Below are 20,186 nucleotides of genomic sequence, written 5' to 3' on the forward strand. Positions count from 1 at the left end.
ACCCGGGGCGATCTGGCCTATTTGCTGCAGGTATCATGACGCTTCCCGCATCCGCATTGCCCATTGAAGCGCCGCCAGCGTTCCTCGGCGTATCGCATTCCGCGACCGGAAAGCTGTGGCGCGACCGGCTCGATGCGCGCGGCGCGGTGCGGGCGCTGGCGATCGCGCAGCGCTATCAATTGCCGGAAATGCTGGCGCGGGTGCTGGCGGGGCGTGACGTCGCGATCGACGCGGTCGAGGATTTTCTCGACCCGACCATTCGCAAATTGATGCCGGATCCGTACACCGTGACGCAGATGGAAGCGGCCGCAAAGCGCATCGCCGATGCGGCGACGCGCGGCGAGAAGGTCGCAATCTTCGGCGACTACGACGTCGACGGCGCGACGTCCGCGGCGCTGCTCGCCTGGCACCTGCGCCATTGCGGACTCGATGCGCTGATCCACATTCCCGATCGCATCTTCGAAGGCTACGGACCGAACGTCGAGGCGATCCGCATGCTCGCGGAAAAAGGTGCCAAGCTGCTGGTGACGGTCGATTGCGGTACCACCAGCCTCGAGCCGTTGGCGGAAGCGCGCCGGCTCGGGATGTCGGTTGTCGTGATCGATCATCATCAATGCGGCGATGAATTGCCCGAAGTCGAGGCGCTCGTAAATCCCAACCGGCTGGATGACCTTTCCGGCCTCGGCCATCTCGCCGCCGTCGGCCTTGTTCTGGTCACGCTGGTCGCGGTCAATCGCGAACTGCGCGCGCGGGGATTCTGGACCCCCGAGCGGCCGGAGCCGGATCTTCTGGGCATGCTGCATCACGTCGCGCTCGGCACCGTCGCCGACGTCGCGCCACTGATCGGGCTCAACAGGGCATTCGTGGCAAAAGGTTTGATCGCGATGCGGCGCCGCGACCATGTCGGCCATACCGCGCTGATGGATGTGTCGCGGCTGAATGGCCCGCCGGAGGCCTGGCATCTCGGCTTCATGCTGGGGCCGCGGATCAATGCTGGCGGCCGGATCGGGCGCGCCGATCTCGGCGTGCGGCTGTTATTGGAAGGCGATGTCTCGGAAGCGGCGCGGATCGCCGCCGAGCTTGATCGCCTCAACACCGAGCGCCGCGTCATCGAACAGATGGCGGAGGCGCAGGCCGAAGCCGAGGCGCTGGCGTCGCTCGGGCTGGAAGACAAGGGCTCGGTGATCGTCACGGCGTCCGAAGGCTGGCATCCCGGCGTGGTCGGCCTCGTCGCCTCGCGGCTGAAGGAAAAATTCTCGCGGCCCGCCTTTGCCATCGCGCTGGAGCCCGGCGGCATCGGCACCGGCTCGGGCCGCTCGATCGGCGGCGTCGATCTCGGCAAGGCGGTGCGGCAGGCGGTGAAGGACGGGCTGTTGCTGAAAGGCGGCGGGCATGCCATGGCGGCCGGCGTCACCCTGCGCAAGGAGAAGCTGGCGGAATTCCGTGCCTATATGGAAAGCGCGCTGGCCGCCGACGTCGCGGCCTCGCGCCATGTCAACGAGCTCTTCATCGACGGCGCCGTCAGCGCGCGCGCGGTGACGCCGGAACTGGCGGCGACGCTCAATCGCGCCGGCCCGTTCGGCAGCGGCAATCCGGAGCCGGTCATCGCGCTGCCGTCGCATCAGCTGGTCTATGCCGATGAAGTGGGGCAGGCGCATCTGCGCGTCCGCTTCAAATCCGGCGACGGCTCAATCGTCAACGGCATCGCTTTTCGCGCGATCGGCCAAAAACTCGGCAATGCGCTGGTGGCCAATCGCGGCCAGCCCTTGCATGTCGCGGGATCGCTCGCGGTCGATCGCTGGCAGGGCACCGAGCGGGTGCAATTGCGCGTGCTCGATGTCGCCATGCCCGACCAAGGGCCGGCGATCATCAGGTAAAACCTTCAACAGCAATAAACGGTCGGGAGCGGAAATGACGGGGCAGGTTCAGGGCAAGGTCGCATTGGTCACCGGCGGCGCATCGGGCATTGGGGCAGCGTGTGCCGAGCTGTTGGCGCGCGAGGGCGCGTCGGTGGCGGTCACCGATATCGACGAACTCAGAGGGCCGGAGTTGGTCGCAGGAATTAACAAGGCTGGCCATCGTGCGGTATTCCTGCATCAGGACGTCACCAGCGAGGCCCGCTGGGTCGAAGTGGTGACTGAAGTTGAAAAACGCTTCGGCCGGCTCGATATCCTGGTGTCGAACGCGGGTATCGGCATATCGGTGCCGTCGATCACGGACATGTCGCTGGAAGACTGGCGCCGGCAGACCGCGATCAATTTGGACGGTGTATTTCTTTCAGTAAAGCACTGCCTGCCGGCGATGCGCCGGAGCGGCGGTGGCGGTTCGATCATCATGGTGTCGTCGCTGGCGGGCCTGCGCGGCGCGCCCGGCCTTTCCGGCTATTGCGCGACCAAGGGAGGCGTGCGGCTGTTTGCGAAAGCGATCGCGATGGAGTGCGCTTCCGTCGGCGACGGCATCCGCGTCAATTCCGTTCATCCCGGCATCATCGACACGCCGATCTGGGGCAAGATCCCGACGGAAGCCGCGGGACGCGGACAAAACGCGCCGATCGATCCCGAGGAACGCGCGAAACTCGCAACCCCGCTCGCGCGCGCCGGCCACGCTTCGGAGATTGCGCAAGGCGTGCTGTTTCTGGCGTCCGATGCGTCGAGCTACGTGACCGGCACTGAGTTGGTGATCGACGGCGGCATGAACGCGGGCGGGGCAGTGCGCCGACCCGTTGGCTCGTAATGACGGTGAATTAACTGCCTTGCCGCAATCGCGCCAGCACCTTCAGCCCGCCATAGCCGTCCGCCGGCAACAGGCCCATCTTGACCTGATAATCCTTGATCGCCTGCATGGTGTCGTTGCCGACGCGCCCGTCGGTGCCGCCGGTATCGAAACCGGCTTTTGTCAACCGGACCTGCATCTCCTGCACTTCGGCAAGCGTCAGCGCGCGCTCGGAACCCGGGAACGGCTGAAGGAAGGGTGGTGCGCCCAGAATGCGGTCGCCGAGATGGCAGATCGCCAGCGCGTAGTTCATCGACGGGTTGTAGCTGCGCACCGAATAGAAATTCGGACCCAACAAAAAGGCCGGACCGCCCGGCACGGGGATCCACAGTTGCGCGGAGGCGTTCGGCTGCGGAAAAGGCTGGCCGTCGGCGCGGGAGACGCCGGCGCTCGCCCATGCCGCGTAGCTGCGGTTGCCGCCGGCAGCGCCGCCGGGCGCGCGGACCTCATAGCCCCAATGTTCGCCGCGGTGATATTTGCCGCGATTGACAAGATAGCGCGCGGTGGAACCGAGCGCATCGTCGGGCTTGCCGAACGGCGATACCCGGCCGTCATGATCGTAATCGATGCCGACATTGAGCCAGACTTCCGGCATCCACTGGGTGTGGCCCATCGCGCCGGCCCACGACCCCCGCATCTCCTCCGGCGTGCTCCAGCCGCGATCGACGATCCGCAAGGCGTTGATCAACTCGGTCTCCCAATAAGCCTTGCGGCGCGGCTCGTTCCAGGCGAGCGCCGCCAGCGACGGAAATACCGGGCGCATGTGGTTCTGCTGCACCAGCGGATCGCCGAATGCGGATTCTACGCCCCACAGCGCCAGCAGCGTGCCGCGCTCGACGCCATACTCCTGCTCGATGCGCGCAAACAGCGCCTCGTTCTTTTTCAGCGCTTCCTTGCCGGCGATGATGCGCCAGTCCGAGACGCGCCGGTTGATGTATTGCCAGATCTGCTCGTTGAACTCCGGCTGGTTCCGCATTTGCTTGAACACGGTCATGTCCGGCTCGATGCGTCCCATGACGCGGGTCCAGGTCGCCTCCGAAATGCCCTTTGCCAGCGCGCGTGCGCGAAAACTGTCGCGCCATTGATCGAAACCGGGCGGGGCCGCTGCCAACGCGGCGAGGGGATGCGCGAGCAGGGCGCCGGCCGCCAGAGCGGATTGCAACACGGCGCGGCGCGTCGGAGCGTTCGGGGAATCAGGCTGTGTCATCGGAACAGTCTACCGGCGCAAGCGAGGGCGCGGCAGTGGCCGCTCCCCAGGGAATTAGCCATCCTGCGGCAGCTCTGCGGCGATTTTGGACAACCAGCGCCGCACCGTGAGCTCGCCAGTAGCGCATCATATAAGTGCTATTATAGCTTATCAGACCACATGTAACATGAGGTGATGAACGTGTCACATGCCCGCAGCGAATATGAAGACTTCAAGGCGCTGGCGCCGGACGCCTACGATAGCGTTCTGGCGCTAGGCAGAATCGCCGCCAAGGCCGGCATCGACAGGCAGTTGCTGGAACTGATCAAGCTGCGCGCGTCGCAGATCAATGGCTGCGCCTTCTGCGTGCAGCATCATATTCTTGAAAGCGAGAGGCTCGGCATTTCCGCCGACAAGCTCAACCTCGTCGTGGTCTGGCGCGAGGCGCCGCTGTTTTCCGCGCGCGAGCGTGCGGCGCTGGCCTGGACCGAGGCGCTTACGTTGTTGCCCGGCGGCGTCAGCGACGAGGTCTATGCGGCGGCGGCTGCGGAATTTTCCGAGAAGGAGCTGCTGTATCTGACTTCCGCGATCGCCTCGATCAATGTCTGGAACCGGTTCGGCGCGGGCTATCGCTGGACTCCGGCAACGAGGCAGAAGGCGGTTCACGTTGCGGCGTCATAGATGGCGATCAGTTGTCGCCACCTTCCATCGTGCTGTGGGGGACGACGTCCTCCGGCAGCGCATGCGCGACGGCCGGCTGCGCGGCGACTTCGGGCCCGATCTCGCGGCCGCGTCCGCGGAGCAAGCGCTCATAGGCCGAGATCAGGGTGACGTAGGGATTGACCCAGATCCAGCCGTCGCGCGTGAACACCTGGACGTCGAAATGCAGATGCAGGCTGGTGCCGTTGGGGTGGTCGAGATAGTTCGAAACCACGCCGATCTTCTCGCCCTCGTCCACGCTGCGGCCGTTCAGCATGCCGCTGGCGTCGAGCGCGAACGGATTCATGTGCATATAGCGAAACCGAGCATGTTCGTTGCGGGTGTTGACTTGCAGCGTCACCGCCTGCTGCTTCGGCGCGCGGATCACGACGGCGTCGCGGACCGCGACCACCGCCTGCTGCCTGGGGTTGCAGCGATCGCCGCCTTCGACGTTCAGCGGACAGGGTGCGGGACGGATGTCCTCGCCCTGATGGCCAAAACCGCTCGGGCATTGTCCGACATTGAAACTGCGGGCTTCGCAAAAATTGTCCCGCCAGGGATAACTAGTATTTCCGCCGGAAAGCTCGTGGAGCGGTCTGTCGCTCGACCGGCGGGCCCTGAATTCCTGCGAATGAACGAATGCGATCGGCTTTTCCAGCGGGAATCGAATTTGGGAATAGGCGATCGAATCGGGGCGGCCGCCTTGCCTGCGCAAGCCCGAGTTGGCGATGATGTCGCCGCTCGGGCGATAGGTGAAGTCGGGCGTGCGATCCAAAGGCCGCTCGGCTGTTCCCGGCGAAATATCCATGCGCGGCCGCGACGGCAGGCCGCCGACGACATGCAGGGCCTTGAGAAAGCGCTCCGCGACGGGATAGGCCTCGCGGCAGGCCAGCCGGCGTTCGCGCGGGGCCGAATCCAGACACTGGATCGACACCACATAGGGAACGCCGAACCGCGTGAAGGCATAGCGCACGTAGCCTTCCCGGATGAAGCGGCGCAGGTCGGGGAATTGGGCCGCCAGCGCCTGGACCGGTTCGCCCTTGCCGCCGACGGGATCGTCGATGTCGTAGACCAGGATCGAGCCAGTGATCTGGACTTCGACGGGCCTGGCAAAGGTTCGCTGCGGCATGCCGCCGCCGGCGCCGGGCTCCAGCGAAAACACCGCGTCATAGCCAGCGGGGCCGGCGTCAAACAGGTCGACTGGACGAAAATCGACCTGATAACGGGAGAACGAGAGGCTGGCGGGCGCGCCGTTCAGCCGGGCCTCGAGAAAGGCCGCGGTATCGAAGGGCAGCAGCACCGGCACCGGACTGCGTCCGATGCCGGTGAAGATCGGCGAAGTAACCCCATTCAATTGCACCAGCGTCGGCATCGAGCGCGGATCGGACGCAGGCAGCCGGTAGCGGCGGGTCAACGTGAACGCGGACGCCACCGCGGGGTGGCTATTGATCTCCGACCGGAGCTGGTCGAGCGCGGCGCGCCAATCGACCCGGACCGCCGAGACCGCGGGCGTCCTGAATTCATCGGCGGTGAGGGCTGCGGTGCCGGCGATGAGCAAGGACAGGGATGCCAGCAGAAGAGCGACGGACCGGACAGCTTTTGTACCCAATGCGTCGCCCCCCGGCGCCAAATCGTGCCGTCCAGTCTAATCCTTTGCGCGCTCGACGTAAGAGCCGTCTTCGGTCATGATCACGATCCGCGTCCCGACGCCGATATGCGGCGGCACGGCGGTGCGCACGCCGTTGGAGAGAATCGCGGGCTTGTAGGAAGACGATGCGGTTTGGCCCTTGGTGACCGGCTCGGTGTCCACGACTTCGAGCGTCGCGCGCTGCGGCATCTGGATGGCCACCGGAAGAAGGCCGTGAAGCGACAGCTTGACCTGCATGTTTTCCTGCAAATAGGGCGCGGCCGAACCGATGACATCCTTGGCGACCATCACCTGATCGTAGGTCTCGGTGTTCATGAAATGGAAGCCGTCGGCGTCCTCGTAGAGATAGTTGAAATTGTGGTCCTCGATCGTCGCCTTCTCGACCTGGTCGGTGGTCTTGTAGCGCTCCGAAATCTTGACCCCGTCGCTGATGCGGCGCATTTCGATCTGGCTGACCGGAGTTCCCTTGCCGGGATGGATATTCTCGGCGGTCAGGACCACGTAAAGCTTGCCGTCTTGCTCGATGACGTTGCCCTTGCGAATAGAACTGGCGATGACTTTCAAGGCTGTTTTTCCTGATGTTCTGGCCCGGGACCGATCAGGACATGGGCATCCCGAGGCCAGCGAAGCGGTTTCGGGCTGCAACATACTGATTTTGCCATTGGATGCCAGCTTTTTACGGACCTTTCGGGGGGCCCGGCCGATGGCCTAAAACAACCGGATTTCTGCGGATGCAGCCGTCCGTAAAGACCTCAAGAGCTGACCGGCAAGCCGGCCCCGTTGAGGCGTCACTGCGAGGCCGGGGAAGGCGTCTTGATCGCCTTGGCGTTGTTCTCGGCAAAATCAGGGGGGACCGAAAACGTCGCCGTTTTCAGATCGTAGACGCAGCGCCAGCCTTCGATCCACGGCAGCGGCTTCTCCTCGCCCTGGGCGTCGAACGACAGGCTGATCACGATGTAACGGCTGTTCGGCCAATGCTCGCCGAGCCAGGCGTAGTTGTCGTCCATGCCCTTGAGCAGGATGGCCTGCGCGTGGTCGAGCGAATCCCGGTCCTTCGGGTCCCGATGGGTCGCTTTTGATGCCGGTGAATTGAAGAAATAATCCCAGGCCAGCTCACCAAGGGGCTTGGTTGTCGCGGGCAGGAATTGATACCCCTTCCTGTGATATAAAAAGAGTGTGGAGTAACCAGCCCCAAGCTTTTGCATTCGTACCAGCCATTGGCTGTCCGGGCTAAATCGAAATCCAGCCGGGTAACCCGCCCGATCGACGCCCTCGGCGGGATTCAGAAGAAACGCATGCCGACGATCCCTGTCGAAGGTCCAGAATTGTAGAGGAATCCGTCATCCTTCATATCCTTGGAATACTGTTCCACCCGCAGCGCGCGGTTAGGCGATATGGACGCGTCTTCGGCGCGGAGCTTGGAACCGGCCCCGGGGCCTTCGGCGCAAGCCGGCGTCGCCGCGGCGACTCCAAGCAACAGCGAAATCGATATTCCGGACGATCTGTAGTCAAACATGGCTTGATTCCAGCTTCACGGTTGGTCATCGAAGCAGTGCCGATGGTTCAGACCGACAGGCGGATGACCTGACAACAGAAATGGCAGAGATGACCGAGGATTCCCGCGTCGAAGTTGCTGACGCACGGTCGCCATGGTGGGCGCCAGCCCGGCATGCCGACATCAGGCCGTTTCTGTTGGCACGGGGCGCGATTACCAAGGCCCTCAGGGGGTGGTTCGACGAACAGGGTTTCGTCGAGGTCGAAACCGGGATTTTGCAGGTTTCGCCGGGGAATGAGATCCACCTGCATGCACCGTGCACCGAACTCAGGCGCGCCGACGGCAGCCGCGTGACGCGCTATTTGCGGACTTCGCCGGAATTCGCAGCCAAGAAACTGCTGGCCGCGGGCGAGCCGCAAATTTTCGAATTCGCGCGGGTGTTTCGCGACCGTGAGCGCGGCGACCTGCATCTGCCCGAATTCACCATGCTGGAATGGTACCGCGCCAATTCGGGCTATGACGCCGTCATGGCCGACACCGTCGTCATCATTGCCCATGCCGCGCAGGCCACCGGCATCGGGCAATTTTCATTTCGCGGCCGGATTGCCGATCCCTTTGCCGAGCCGGAGCTGTTGACGGTGGCAAGCGCCTTCGAGCGTTTTGCCGGCATTGAGCTGCTAAGCACGGTTGCGGACGGCAAAGGCGATCGCGCGCGGCTTGCCGCGGCCGCGGGGCAAATCGTGCGGATCAGCGATGACGACACCTGGTCGGACATTTTCAGCAAGGTGCTGGTCGAGCATGTCGAACCAAGGCTGGGGCAGGGGCGCTTGACCATCCTGTTCGAATATCCGGTTCCCGAAGCGGCGCTGGCGCGCGCGAAACCGTCCGACCCTCGCGTGGCCGAACGCTTCGAGGTCTATGCCTGCGGCGTCGAGCTCGCCAACGGGTTTGGCGAACTGACCGACGCGCGCGAACAGCGGCTTCGCTTCGTGAAGGCGATGGACGAAAAACAGCGGCGCTATCACGAGCGCTACCCGCTCGACGAGGAATTTCTCGCCGCGGTTGCGGCAATGCCGCAGGCCAGCGGCGTCGCGCTAGGCTTCGACCGGCTGGTGATGCTGGCCAGCGGCGCAATCAGGATCGATCAGGTGGTGTGGACGCCGCCCGCAGGTGATGCATGAGCAATATCGATTTCAACAAGAGCCCCGTCAATTTCAAGCCGACCGCGGCGTTGCGTGATCCCACCGAACTGGTCGCCCACGGTCTCGCATCCGTCGCGGATCTTCCCGATCTCGAAAAGGTCGCGGCGCGCTACGCGATCGCGGTGACGCCGGCCATCGCCGCGCTGATCGACCCCGATGATCCCAACGATCCGATCGCGCGGCAGTTCATTCCGAGCGGCGAGGAATTGGTGACCGGGGAGGGCGAGACCGCCGATCCGATCGGCGATTACCCGCATTCGCCGGTCTCCGGCATCGTGCACCGCTATCCCGATCGGGTGCTGTTCAAGCTGGTGCACGTCTGCGCGGTCTACTGCCGGTTCTGCTTCCGCCGAGAGATGGTCGGTCCGGGCAAGGGGACCGCGCTCTCGCAGGGCGCATACGATAACGCCCTGGCTTACATCCGCGCGCATCCGGAGATCTGGGAAGTCATCCTGACCGGCGGCGATCCCCTGATGCTGTCGCCGCGTCGGCTCGCCGAGATCATGGCCGACCTCGCCGGCATCGATCACGTCAGGATCATCCGGATTCACACCCGTGTGCCGGTCGCCGAGCCCCAGCGTATCAGCGCCGAGATGATCGCCGCATTGAAGGTCGAGGGCGCAACCACCTGGGTTGCGCTGCACGCCAACCATGCCCGGGAATTGACCGGCAAGGCCCGCGCCGCCTGCGCCGACATCATCGACGCCGGCATCCCGATGGTCAGCCAGTCGGTGCTTTTGCGCGGTGTCAATGACAATGCGGTGGCGCTGGAAGCGTTGATGCGGGCCTTTGTCGAATGCCGTATCAAGCCCTATTATCTGCATCATGGCGATCTGGCGCCCGGAACAGCCCATTTGCGGACCACGCTCGAGCAAGGCCAGGAGCTGATGCGAGACTTGCGGGGGCGGGTCTCCGGATTATGCCAGCCGGATTACGTCCTCGACATTCCCGGCGGCCACGGCAAGTCGCCGGTCGGTCCGGTCTATGTGTCGCCGGCAAATTCTTTTTCGGGAGAACGTGAACGGGAAGCGGAAACGCGCTATCGTATTACCGACTACTGCGGTGACGTTCATCTCTATCCTCCGAAGTCATGATCGAGTGATGCCGGAGGGTGAGGTCGCGCCAGAGCCGCCGGAGGAGGATGGCAACCGAAACCTCGAGAACGTGACGATGCTTGGTTTCCTTGTCGTACTGGTGGCCGCCGGAATCTGGTGGCTTGGCACGATGGCGGACGTTCGAAAGGCTCAGGACTGCGCGGCAGCGCATGATCCGCCGAAGTGCAAGCGGTCTGGCCAAAAGATCGTGCGCTCTTGATATAATATATTTAGAGCGCGATCGGACGCAAAACCGGATACCATTTTTGCTCATCGCGCTCTGGACGCCGCAACTGGGCGACGATCGAAATGCCCGACCGGGCGCGATAGACGCATTTCTCTGAAATGGGAGAAACAAGATGAAGAAAATACCCAAGAAAAAGATGCAAAAAATGCAGAACAAGATCGCGACAAACCTGATCGCGGCGACAGCTTTCATGGTCCTGCTCGGCGGCCCGGCGGCCATTGCGCAGACCGGTGGAGGCGCCGGATCGCAGGGAGCGGCAGGTCAGAGCCCGGTCGGCCGCGAAGCCCCGGTCGGCCACCGTCAGCCGCGGGCCGACCAGGTGCCGTCGGAAAAAAACCTCAGCGATCCGAACAATCCCGCCAACAAGGAGGACCTGGCCCTCGACCGCAAGATCAAGAGCATTTGCCGCGGTTGCTAGCAGCACCGCGGGCGGCGAGGCGCGAACACGATACGCCTGCCGCGCGGTCGGTATGGCGAGCCTAGGCCGAACGCTCCCGGAATGCGCGGCGTTGCCCGTCCCGTCTTGCCGCAACGGCGTCGGCGAGCAGGGTCAGTGCCGGCACCGTGGTTTCCCAGTCGATGCAGCCATCGGTAATGCTCTGCCCGTAGGTCAGCGGCGTGCCCGGCACCACATCCTGGCGGCCCGCGACCAGATTGCTCTCGATCATGACGCCCATGATGCGCTGCTCGCCGGCCGATATCTGGCGGGCGATATCGGCCACCACCAGCGGTTGGTTCTCGGGCTTCTTGCCGCTGTTGGCGTGACTGGCATCGATCATGAGCCGCTGGATCACGCCTGAACGGGCGAGTTCGGCCGCGGCGGCATCAACGCTCGAATGGTCATAGTTCGGCTGGCCGCCGCCGCGCAGAATGATGTGGCAATCCGCGTTGCCGGTCGTCGCCGCGATCGCCGAGCGTCCGCCCTTGGTCACCGCCATGAAATGGTGGGCATGCGATGCCGACTTCACTGCATCGGCGGCGATGCGCACGTTGCCGTCGGTCCCGTTCTTGAAGCCGACCGGGCTGGACAGTCCGGAAGCGAGCTCACGATGAATCTGGCTCTCGGTCGTGCGCGCGCCGATCGCCGCCCATGTCACCAGATCGGCGATGTATTGCGGCGTCGTGAGATCGAGAAACTCGGTGCCGGCCGGCAGACCGAGATTGTTCACGGCCGACAGAACGTTCCGGGCGAGCCGCAGTCCCTTGTTGATGTTGAAGCTGCCGTCGAGGTCTGGATCGTTGATCAGGCCCTTCCATCCCACCGTGGTGCGCGGTTTCTCGAAATAGACGCGCATGACGATCTCGAGCCGGTCGGCCAGCCGTTCACGCATGGTGGCGAGGCGTTCGGCGTACGCCACCGCCGCGACGGGATCGTGGACCGAACAGGGACCGACGATGACGAGGAGGCGATCATCGGTTCCGTTGAGGATGGATTTGATGGCGTTACGCGCCGCCAAGACGACGCGCGTTGCGGTCAGGGTACGCGGGATCTCGCGCATCACCTCTTCCGGAGTATTGAGTTCTTTTATTTCCTGGATTCGAAGGTCGTCGGTCGTACTCAACACGGCTGTGGCTCCTGTTTTTGAGAAACCCGCCGGCCAAATAAAAAAGCCGCCAGGTCTGACGGCTGTTCGGACTTCCTGCTGCAATTTTTCAGATTGAGCGCGATCCTCCCACCGCCAGCGAGCTGTCGAAGCTAAAATACCAAAAATAGCTGGTGGCGATGGTGATCATGGCGGCTCTATAGCCCGATCATTCGGGCTTGTCATCCCCCAAATTGAACCATCCGGCTGGTTCAGGTTTTGCGTGCCGCGAGCGCCACGCCGATCAGCGAGGCGCCGCCGAACAAGAGATTGATGCCTACCAAAAGGCCGATCGCCCATTCCGCCGAGCCGGGCAGCCCGGTGATGATCATCGCCGAGATCAGGATGTCCAGGACGCCGGAGAACAGCATCCAGGTCCAGCGCTCGGACAATTCGCGGCGGTGCTCGAGCGCATACATGATGGTCGCGACGCCTTCGGCGAGAAAATAGGCGCCGATCACGATCGTGAGCGTCAGGACGCCCTGCGCCGGCCTGGTCAGCAGGATGAGGCCAGCGCCGATGGCGAGCACGGCCGAGAGCAGCGACCACCAGAAGCCCGGCATTTGCCGCGCCCAGAACGTCATGGCCAGTCCAGCCGCGCCCGAGATCAGAAACATCCAACCAAGGAAGATCGTGAAGGCTAGGCTCGCGATCAGCGGCGCAATCATCGCCGCGAGGCCGAGGACGGCGAGCAGAATGCCTTCGATCAAGAACGCCTTCCAGTGCTCGTGCACCGCGGAGCGCATTTCGGATTGCAGCCTGGTGATGTCCTGGGGAAGGGTCATAGCAAGTCTCCTGATCTGGCTACGCAGCAACATGACGCCCGAATGTGACGCCGCAATATAGCCTGGGCCAACTCCGCCGGGGCAACTTTGTTCGAAGCCCTAGCCCCGACTCGACGTGGACGAAAAACCCGTGGCCGCGGTGCGGATCCGGTTGCGGCCGAGGATGTAGATCGCCGTGGTCACCACCAACAGCGCGCTGCCGACCAGGATGGAGGTCAGGCCGATCGGAACGAGGACGAGCGCGACATTGCGCTCGGGATTGACCAGCCAATGGTGGATGGAGGTCAGTACGAATGTGAGCCCGATAAATCCGGCGCCGCCGCCGGCCACAAGGAGGGCCCACATCCGCCGCAGCTGGCTCAGCCGCTCACGGGCGATTTCGGTGCGCGGGGCCTGATGGCGGCCGACGCGCCGCACCAGGCGAAAGGCGAAGCCGATCGATGAGAATCCGATCAGCACGCTGGCCATTCCCAGCATCAGCCTCATGGTTGGACTGATATCGGCATTCTGCTGCAGCGTCAGCAGCGGGAAATCAAAAGCGGAATGCAGCGCTACCGGTGCAAACAGCATCAGAACGCGGCTCGAGATCCGCGCCCAGTCGCGGTGATGGCGGTGCGCGCCGAGCGCGGTCCCGGATCGGCCGAGCGCGAGATAGGCGCCGGCGATGATGCCGAGCGCGCCGTGGAAAGGTACTGTCAGGACGCTGCGCAACGCGGCCAGCGATCGCCACATCTCCGCGTGCTGCACGAGATAGGCGAGGTTTTCGTAGGCTGCGAAGCCGAGCCCCGCTGCTGCACCATAAACCACCGTGTCCATCGGGTCGGCGAACGCCCGCCGCCGTGCCGAGACCGCGACGATGACGAGAATCTTGACCGCTTCCTCGGGCAGGGCGACCCCGAACACGGAATGCAGGACCTGCGCAACCCAGGGGTTTTCGGGAGCAGCGAGGATTTTCGCGAACGGCGCACGCGCCAGCCCGAGCAGCGAAATGCTGGCGGCGCCGAGAAAAAACGCGGTCCAGACCTTGGCCGGCGGACCGGGGCGTTCGCCCGCCGCGATCACGAGCCACAGGATCAGCAGCGCGGGCGCCACCGCGGCCGTTCCGATAGCGGTCGGAAGGGATGCAAGCATGTTCATCGGGACCCCAGATATGCCATTTTTCTCGGTAGTCCACCGCTCGAAAAGCGCAACGTGCGGCTGCAAGTCACGGGCCAGCCCAGTGTCTGGCCGCATGCGCCGGTCAGCAACCCCAGCAGATATATTTCGACCACGCGCGCGCGTCCTCGGCGTCGATCGAACCCCATACGTTTTGTGCCGTCGCCCGCGGCCTTGGATACCGGGACGGCGCGCTATGGCCGCGGCGCGGCAGTCGCGGGCGTAGCGGCCGGTGGCGCGGCCTTGTCATACGAGCCTCGCGTCCGGGTTCGAGATGGGCTTGCAGTCCGGCGTCTGCGCGGTGGCGCTCTGGCACAGCGTGCAAATCGCAGTGGAAAGGAATTCGTTCCGGCCCCTTAATGCGTTGGTGGAGCCGGACGGGCAACGTGGATATTCTGGATTACCAAGTCAAATCAACGAGATTGCTAGATTTATTGAGGCAAACTGCACGCAATCGCAGGGCATGTCTATCGCTCGTTCCGTAGCCGGCCGCATGCAGCGGAGGCGGGCACCGGTGGCCACGTGATAGTTTGTGGTATCGACGAGGTGGAGGCGCGCCGGGTGGTTCTATTTCGTGGAGCAGAGACGCACGCACGGTCGGTTCTCAAGGCCATCAGTTGGCGCGCCCTCGGGACGCTCGATACCTTCGCGATCAGCTGGCTCTTGACGGGCAGGGTCGAGATCGCCGGCTCGATTGCTGGCCTCGAGATCGTCACCAAGATCGCCTGGTATTATCTGCACGAGCGTGTCTGGGCGGCAATCCATTGGGGTCGGCGTCAAAATTGAGACGAAGTCGCGCGTCCTTCATCCCGCCAGCAGCCGCCGGCAGGCCTCGACAAAGACCCGAGCACCCGTGACGATATCGGCGTCGTCGGTGTTCTCATGCCAGTGATGACTGATGCCGCCGATCGACGGCACGAACAGCATGCCGGCGGGCATGATGGAGGCGAGAACCTGGGCGTCGTGACCGGCGCCGCTGGGCATGCGGATCGAGCTGCCGTCGGCAAAGATGGCGCCCGCCGCTTCGATGGCCCGCTGGAACCCGGCGTCCATGATGGCCGGCGCGCCGGTGCGAAGACACTCGAGCGCGACACTGCAGCGGCCATGTGCGGTGACTTCGGCGGCCATGCTCCGCAGCAGCCCTTCCAGGCGCTCGATCACGGCGGGGTCATCGTCGCGAATCTGGAACAGCATTTCCGCGGCTCCCGGAATGATGCTCGGCGCACCCGGATCGAGCGTGATCCGGCCGGTGGTCCAGACCGTGCGCGGCCCGCATTGTGCCGGGAAGTTGTCGTCGATGGCGACGCAAAACCTCGCCAGCGCCAAGCCGGCGTCCTTGCGAACGTCCATGCGGGTCGTGCCGGCGTGATTCTGTTCGCCGCTGAATGTGATCCGGTATTGCCAGATGCCGACGATGGAGGTGACGACGCCGATCTTCAGGCCGCCGCTTTCGAGCGTCTCGCCTTGCTCGATATGTGCCTCGATATATCCGGCATGCCGCCCGGGTTCGGCCCGCGCCCGCGGCCGTCCCGCCAGACCCACATCTCGCAGCGCATCCCGCATGCTGCGGCCGCTGCTGCGGTCGCGCGCGGCGTCAATGTCCGCTTCAGTCACGCCGCCGACGTAAGACCGGCTGCCAAGGAAACTTCCAAAATGCCCTTCCTCGTCGCACCATGCCGCGACTTCAACGGCCCCTTTCGCGTTCGGGTCGGAGTTGATCACGCGCGCGGCCTCGAGCGCATAGACGACGCCGAGCGGCCCATCGAGCCAACCCGCAAAATTCTGGCTCTCCAGATGCGAGCCGGCCAAGAGCTTTGGTCCGGGTTTTGCGCTGGTGCCCAGCACGTTGCCGATGCCGTCGATATCGGCAACGAGGCCCGCCTCGGGGAGCCGCTGCGCCAGCCACTGCAGCGAGCGCATATGTGGTTCGGAGAAAGTCGGCTTGTGAACCCCGGTCTTGTAGGCGCCAATGGCACGCAGCGCATTGAGATCCGCAAGGACGCGGGCGCCGTCGACGTCGGAGCGATGGTTGGGCATGGAGCGTCCCTCAGAATGAGGCTTGTGATCATTGTCGAAGCCAGGGCGTTGGTTGTGATTTCAATCCCGACCATCGTTAGCAGTTTTCTTATGACCGCCGGCCGAGATAATCTTTGACAAGATCGGCGCTGCTCTGGCGGGCCGTTCAATCGGTGACCCATCGGGTCGCTTTATTGACCCGGGCACACCTCAAAATCACCACAGATGTACTGGAACAACTTTCGTCAAGTTTTATTGAGTACGGATTTCCTGAGGCGTGGAGTTTGTCATGGGTAGGTCCAGCCGGGCGCCCGCTTTGTCCGTGGTGAAAGACGCGCCCCGGCACATGCAATCTCCTGCAGCCGCCAGCACACCACCTTCTCCCGAGCCTCTCGAGCGAAAGCCAGAATTATCCGGCCTGCTCGAGCGTGCCGCGATCGCTGCAAAGCAAATGAGGTACTTTGGGTTGGTCGCTCAGAGGTCGTCTTTCGATGAACTGGTGCCATCTGCGGAGCGTGCGGGGTTCGCTTTGTTCAATGAGGTTACCAACCGGAAACAAGCCAAGTTTCGGTGGGCCGCAGGCGAACCCGATTTTATCTTTGACGTTTCGTTCGAGCATCCGGACAGAGCTTCGGTCATCGCAGAGTCGTGCCGAGATATTTTCGGTATTGTTTTAGTGAGCGACTCGCGCAGTCCTAATATTTCGGTCGAAACGAAGCCTTGGCTGGGAAACGAAGAGCTGGGCCGTAACGCACTGCTTTTTCGGGATGTATTGCTGATGTTCCCGGACTTCGATGGAACGCCGGCGTGGGCAAAATATTGAGAAAAGTGCGGAATCCATGCGGCGGTTCGACGCTCGCCTGAGGCTGATCCGCACTAACATCGTCGGGCCGCCGGACGCGTCGGAAATCAGCGCCTCCATCGCCGGTCGCCATTCCGTGGCTTCGTGCTCGGTCTTCGAAAGCTTCAAGATGTAGTTTGGCGCGTCCTCCGGCACGACAGGCTGGCGGCCGGGGGGCAACGGGGAGCTTCGAAGGCGCGGACCCACGACACTCGCTCATTCACCTTCGCTGCATGCACGCGATCACGAATTGACGCAGCCCGCCGCCGTGTCCCTCGGTTGATCCCATTTGCCGACCGTCCGCCGCGCGCGCTTCGCGATCGGCCCTGGATGCCGCGCACGAGGAAAGGCAAACCTTTTTCGGAATCGCACGCGGCGCGGCTATTGGTGCGGTGCACAACCTTCAATTGGCCCGAATCGTTTGCTGGAACCTAGGTTCCTTGCGGAGCGTTAGTTGCTTCGAGTCCTCGAGAATCAGATAAGAGGAGATGCGCGATGACCGTCGCGTTGGAAGTAAACTTTGCGCTCTGGATCATGATCGGCTGCGCGACCGTGAAAGCCATTCAATACCTGATTTAGGCCAACCGCATTTAGGCCAACCGCCCGTTTTAGGCCAGCAGCCATTTTGCAACCGCGACGGTGATCCAACCGAACGCGCACAGCCAACCGACCATTGCGACGCCGGTTGCGGTCAAATAGCAGACCGTGAACAGCCGTTCCTTCACCGTGACCTTCGCGATGGCGCTCGCCTCCATGGGCATATTTTCCGTGAGGCTGTTCATTGCACCCCTCCCGTAAAACTACGCACGTATGAGACGCTCATCATAACGAAATGGTTCAACACCGCCGTGACAAACCACGCCATCGTCAACTTAGGTCAGACTGCAGGCGCAGTCTGTGGGCAAGCGGACCCAGGAAACGGCGCCAGCGGGGCTGGATCGTCGGAGGAGGAGGCGCCATCCTGAGTCGGAAAGGTTCTAGCCCGTGCGATATGCGTCGAATGCGTGGGCTACGAAAACACCGATACTGAGGAAGGCCAGCAGCGCTGTTACCATATCGATCACAGGCACACTCCCTTGGTCGTTACCATGCCAAGGACGGCGGCCTTGAGGACTTCGCGGTAAATCGCATTAAGTAAGGTTGCCATAGTCGCACCCCGTTGTTTGACCGAAGGGAACGCTAGGCCGCCTCTGTTTCCGGAGTGCTTCGCGGGGCGCTTAAAATGGTTTCACGGAAAGTCGGCGGACACCGAAGGGAGAAGGAGAGCTAACCAATTGAAATCATTGGCGCTCCCTAGCGGAATCGAACCGCTCTCTCCACCGTGAAAGGGGCCGCACTGCACCATGTGATACCTCATGACACTCCATTAGAGTCTTGATTTACAAACGTTTTCCCGCATCTACTATCAGCGGATATCAGGCGGTTTCAGCAGGCACAAAACAACGAAACCGACAACGAATCTCGAAAGTGGATTGCCATGGCCCGCCGCCGAAGTGTCTTGTCTAGCCGAACCAGCCGCGCCGCGCTGCCGGCGTCTGACGCCCCTGAATGGGAGATTACCGGGCCGGGCGTCCGCCTTGGGTACCGCCGCGGACGAGGGACGCACGGTCGCGGTGGGACATGGCTCGCAGCCACACGCTGCATCGATGGTGTCCGTGTCCAGACGCGTCTCGGCCGAGCCGACGATCTGGTGGCCACCGATGGCACGCTTACACACGAGCAAGCCAAAGATGCGGCCCGGGCCTGGGCTCGATCATTGAGAACAGGCGGCCCCGTGAGCCGGCAGCTCACCGTCGACGACGTCCTGAACAAATACCTTTCGATGAAAGAAAACGAGGGGGCCAGGAGCGACGTCCGGTCGGCCTTTAACGCTCATATCAGCCCTATGCTCGGAAAGTTGCGGGTTGCGGATCTCACCACGGATCGGCTCCGCAATTGGCGAGATGTTCTTTCGAAAAAGCCGAAGAGATTCCGGACCGGCAAAAGTTCGGTGCAAAATAGGATCGTGGTCGTCGACCCGGCAGACGAAGAAGGCATGAGACGTCGGCGAGATTCGACAAATCGCATCCTGACGGTTCTGAAGGCGGCACTTAATTGGGCGTATCATCAACGCCTGGTGACGGACGACACGGCCTGGCGGCTCGTCAAGCCATTCAAAGGCACAACCGCCGCCCGCATTCGGTTTTTGGATACGGCCGAGCAGAACACGTTGCTCCTCGCGTCGAGCGGTGCTTTGCGGCGCTTGATTGCGGCCGGCCTCATGACTGGCGCCAGATTTGGGGAACTCGCACGGCTGCGGGTCAGCGATTTCGATCGCGTGAATGGCTCGATATTCATCGCAAAAAGTAAGAGCGGAAAGCCGCGGCATGTCCCACTCACCGACGGTGGCACCGAACTTTTTTCGACGCTTGCGGCCGATCGCGGGACGAACGAATTTCTCCTAACCCGGGATAACGGCAAGCAGTGGAAGTCTGGCGAATATCGCGAGCAATATAAATCCGCGCTGGCGTTCGCGAATCTTGAGCATATGACCTTCCATGAACTCCGGCATTCTTACGCCAGTACGATGGTACGAGCGGGCGCAGGGTTGATCGTCGTGGCCGAAGCTCTAGGTCATAGCGACGTTCGCATGGTGACAAAACATTACGCGCATCTCGCACCCTCGTTCGTCGCCGAAACAGTAAGGCGGACGGCGCCGAATTTGTCGGCGGTTTGGTGATCGAACCCGTCAGGTGAACTGGCACTTCGTCAACAGTGAAAAAGGCGAGTGGTCGCGCGCGTTGACGGATTCAGGCTGGGCCGTGAACCATAAATGTGGCGGACGGACGGCCTGCCAGAGTCCGCTATTCCCCCGATAGCCGACGTATTGTTGCATAGCAGCGAAACGACGCTATGTGCCATGAAGCGACATTGCGCCGCTTCATTCGATAACCTCGTTCGCGCGTAGGGCGCCCTGGGGTGGCGGAGAGGTTCGTAGTACCGCTGAAGCCGGGTAATGCCGGTGGAGGGAAGGGACCTCAGTTCAAGACAGACGCAATACGTAGCGAAGGACCTGGAGATTGGGCAACCTATCAACTCCGAAGAGTGTTCAGAAACTGCAGACGGCGTTGCACGCGAAAGCGAAGGCGTGAAGTCTTGTCCGAGAGCCGGATGCGGGAGATCTGCCTGTCCGGTTCGATGAGCGTTGCGCCTTGCAAGCGCGTTGAAGTCTGCCGTCTGCGATGACGGCCGCGGCAAAGCCTAGCGAGCAGCCGCGAACCGAGTCTGGCGTGGCGTCCGGTAACGGCCGCTGCGAAGCGTAGACAGGGAGGTTGTAGGCCGGAATGAAGTGAACGGGAACATAGCCCCGAAATCGAACGTGATCGGAGTAGCCGACCCTGTCGCTCAAAGGGGAAGGCGGAATCGCAGGCCGCGACAACGCGAGCGGTCTGAGGTGCTCCCGGGGTTCGGTACCGCCAGCATG

The 20,186-nt window shown here is 62.9% G+C and carries 19 protein-coding genes; 9 read left to right on the top strand and 10 right to left on the bottom strand.

Going from position 1 to position 20,186, the window contains the following annotated elements; translation table 11 throughout:
* The first annotated feature begins 35 nt into the window (after nt 1–35).
* Together recJ and B5525_RS29980 are read left to right on the top strand one after the other, a co-directional pair.
* Nucleotides 36–1,877, top strand: coding sequence for a single-stranded-DNA-specific exonuclease RecJ (recJ, locus tag B5525_RS29975; RefSeq protein ID WP_079569226.1), 1,842 nt, complete (start codon nt 36–38; stop codon nt 1,875–1,877).
* Between the two features lie 34 nt (nt 1,878–1,911).
* Entirely contained in the window at nt 1,912–2,733 is an 822-nt protein-coding gene (locus B5525_RS29980; RefSeq protein ID WP_079569227.1) for an SDR family NAD(P)-dependent oxidoreductase, read from the top strand.
* A gap of 10 nt (nt 2,734–2,743) precedes the next feature.
* Here B5525_RS29980 and B5525_RS29985 read toward each other — a convergent pair whose 3' ends face one another.
* Entirely contained in the window at nt 2,744–3,979 is a 1,236-nt protein-coding gene (locus B5525_RS29985) for a lytic murein transglycosylase (protein WP_079569228.1), read from the bottom strand.
* Nucleotides 3,980–4,159: 180 nt separating this feature from the next.
* Here B5525_RS29985 and B5525_RS29990 point away from each other — a divergent pair, with 180 nt between their 5' ends.
* Nucleotides 4,160–4,639, top strand: a complete 480-nt coding sequence (locus B5525_RS29990; RefSeq protein WP_079573977.1) for a carboxymuconolactone decarboxylase family protein — start codon at nt 4,160–4,162, stop codon at nt 4,637–4,639.
* Nucleotides 4,640–4,646: 7 nt separating this feature from the next.
* On the opposite strand, the gene B5525_RS29995 is transcribed toward B5525_RS29990, so the two are convergent.
* The 4 genes from B5525_RS29995 to B5525_RS30010 all read right to left on the bottom strand — a co-directional run bounded on the left by B5525_RS29995 (nt 4,647) and on the right by B5525_RS30010 (nt 7,821).
* Nucleotides 4,647–6,287, bottom strand: a complete 1,641-nt coding sequence (locus tag B5525_RS29995; protein WP_079569229.1) for a peptidoglycan DD-metalloendopeptidase family protein — start codon at nt 6,285–6,287, stop codon at nt 4,647–4,649.
* A 15-nt stretch (nt 6,288–6,302) separates the two neighbouring features.
* Entirely contained in the window at nt 6,303–6,869 is a 567-nt protein-coding gene (efp, locus tag B5525_RS30000) for an elongation factor P (protein WP_079569230.1), read from the bottom strand.
* Between the two features lie 224 nt (nt 6,870–7,093).
* Nucleotides 7,094–7,510, bottom strand: a complete 417-nt coding sequence (locus B5525_RS30005) for a hypothetical protein (protein ID WP_079569231.1) — start codon at nt 7,508–7,510, stop codon at nt 7,094–7,096.
* Between the two features lie 77 nt (nt 7,511–7,587).
* Entirely contained in the window at nt 7,588–7,821 is a 234-nt protein-coding gene (locus tag B5525_RS30010) for a hypothetical protein (RefSeq protein ID WP_079569232.1), read from the bottom strand.
* Between the two features lie 89 nt (nt 7,822–7,910).
* Between B5525_RS30010 and epmA the strand changes: the two genes are divergently transcribed.
* The 3 genes from epmA to B5525_RS30030 all read left to right on the top strand — a co-directional run bounded on the left by epmA (nt 7,911) and on the right by B5525_RS30030 (nt 10,761).
* Nucleotides 7,911–8,981: an EF-P lysine aminoacylase EpmA gene (gene epmA, locus B5525_RS30015; RefSeq protein WP_079569233.1), complete on the top strand. Its 1,071-nt coding sequence runs from the start codon at nt 7,911–7,913 to the stop codon at nt 8,979–8,981.
* On the top strand, nt 8,978–10,096 hold the full coding sequence (locus B5525_RS30020; RefSeq protein WP_079569234.1) for a lysine-2,3-aminomutase-like protein: 1,119 nt from the start codon (nt 8,978–8,980) through the stop codon (nt 10,094–10,096). The genes epmA and B5525_RS30020 overlap by 4 nt, the downstream gene beginning before the upstream one ends.
* A 359-nt stretch (nt 10,097–10,455) precedes the next feature.
* A complete protein-coding gene (locus tag B5525_RS30030) occupies nt 10,456–10,761 on the top strand; it encodes a hypothetical protein (RefSeq protein ID WP_244567637.1) in 306 nt (101 codons plus the stop codon).
* A gap of 61 nt (nt 10,762–10,822) precedes the next feature.
* Here the strand turns inward: B5525_RS30030 and B5525_RS30035 are convergent, their stop codons facing one another.
* The 3 genes from B5525_RS30035 to B5525_RS30045 all read right to left on the bottom strand — a co-directional run bounded on the left by B5525_RS30035 (nt 10,823) and on the right by B5525_RS30045 (nt 13,848).
* Nucleotides 10,823–11,908, bottom strand: a complete 1,086-nt coding sequence (locus B5525_RS30035) for a 3-deoxy-7-phosphoheptulonate synthase (protein WP_079569236.1) — start codon at nt 11,906–11,908, stop codon at nt 10,823–10,825.
* 230 nt (nt 11,909–12,138) lie between these two features.
* Complete coding sequence (locus B5525_RS30040; protein ID WP_079569237.1) at nt 12,139–12,711, bottom strand: HdeD family acid-resistance protein; 573 nt, start codon at nt 12,709–12,711, stop codon at nt 12,139–12,141.
* A 99-nt stretch (nt 12,712–12,810) separates the two neighbouring features.
* Complete coding sequence (locus B5525_RS30045) at nt 12,811–13,848, bottom strand: PrsW family glutamic-type intramembrane protease (protein ID WP_079569238.1); 1,038 nt, start codon at nt 13,846–13,848, stop codon at nt 12,811–12,813.
* A 579-nt stretch (nt 13,849–14,427) separates the two neighbouring features.
* On the opposite strand from B5525_RS30045, the gene B5525_RS30050 reads away from it, so the two are divergent.
* Complete coding sequence (locus B5525_RS30050) at nt 14,428–14,652, top strand: DUF2061 domain-containing protein (protein ID WP_079573981.1); 225 nt, start codon at nt 14,428–14,430, stop codon at nt 14,650–14,652.
* An 18-nt stretch (nt 14,653–14,670) separates the two neighbouring features.
* On the opposite strand, the gene B5525_RS30055 is transcribed toward B5525_RS30050, so the two are convergent.
* Nucleotides 14,671–15,903, bottom strand: a complete 1,233-nt coding sequence (locus B5525_RS30055; RefSeq protein ID WP_079569239.1) for a Zn-dependent hydrolase — start codon at nt 15,901–15,903, stop codon at nt 14,671–14,673.
* Nucleotides 15,904–16,171: 268 nt separating this feature from the next.
* Between B5525_RS30055 and B5525_RS30060 the strand changes: the two genes are divergently transcribed.
* Nucleotides 16,172–16,705, top strand: a complete 534-nt coding sequence (locus tag B5525_RS30060) for a hypothetical protein (protein WP_079569240.1) — start codon at nt 16,172–16,174, stop codon at nt 16,703–16,705.
* Between the two features lie 626 nt (nt 16,706–17,331).
* Here the strand turns inward: B5525_RS30060 and B5525_RS44600 are convergent.
* Nucleotides 17,332–17,505 (bottom strand): hypothetical protein, encoded by a 174-nt coding sequence (locus B5525_RS44600; protein ID WP_154073516.1) that lies wholly within the window; start codon nt 17,503–17,505, stop codon nt 17,332–17,334.
* Between the two features lie 992 nt (nt 17,506–18,497).
* On the opposite strand from B5525_RS44600, the gene B5525_RS30065 reads away from it, so the two are divergent.
* On the top strand, nt 18,498–19,442 hold the full coding sequence (locus B5525_RS30065; protein WP_244567638.1) for a tyrosine-type recombinase/integrase: 945 nt from the start codon (nt 18,498–18,500) through the stop codon (nt 19,440–19,442).
* The last annotated feature ends 744 nt before the right edge of the window (nt 19,443–20,186 follow it).

The organism is Bradyrhizobium erythrophlei, assembly GCF_900129505.1.
In the GTDB taxonomy this organism is placed as follows: Bacteria; Pseudomonadota; Alphaproteobacteria; order Rhizobiales; family Xanthobacteraceae; genus Bradyrhizobium; species Bradyrhizobium erythrophlei_D.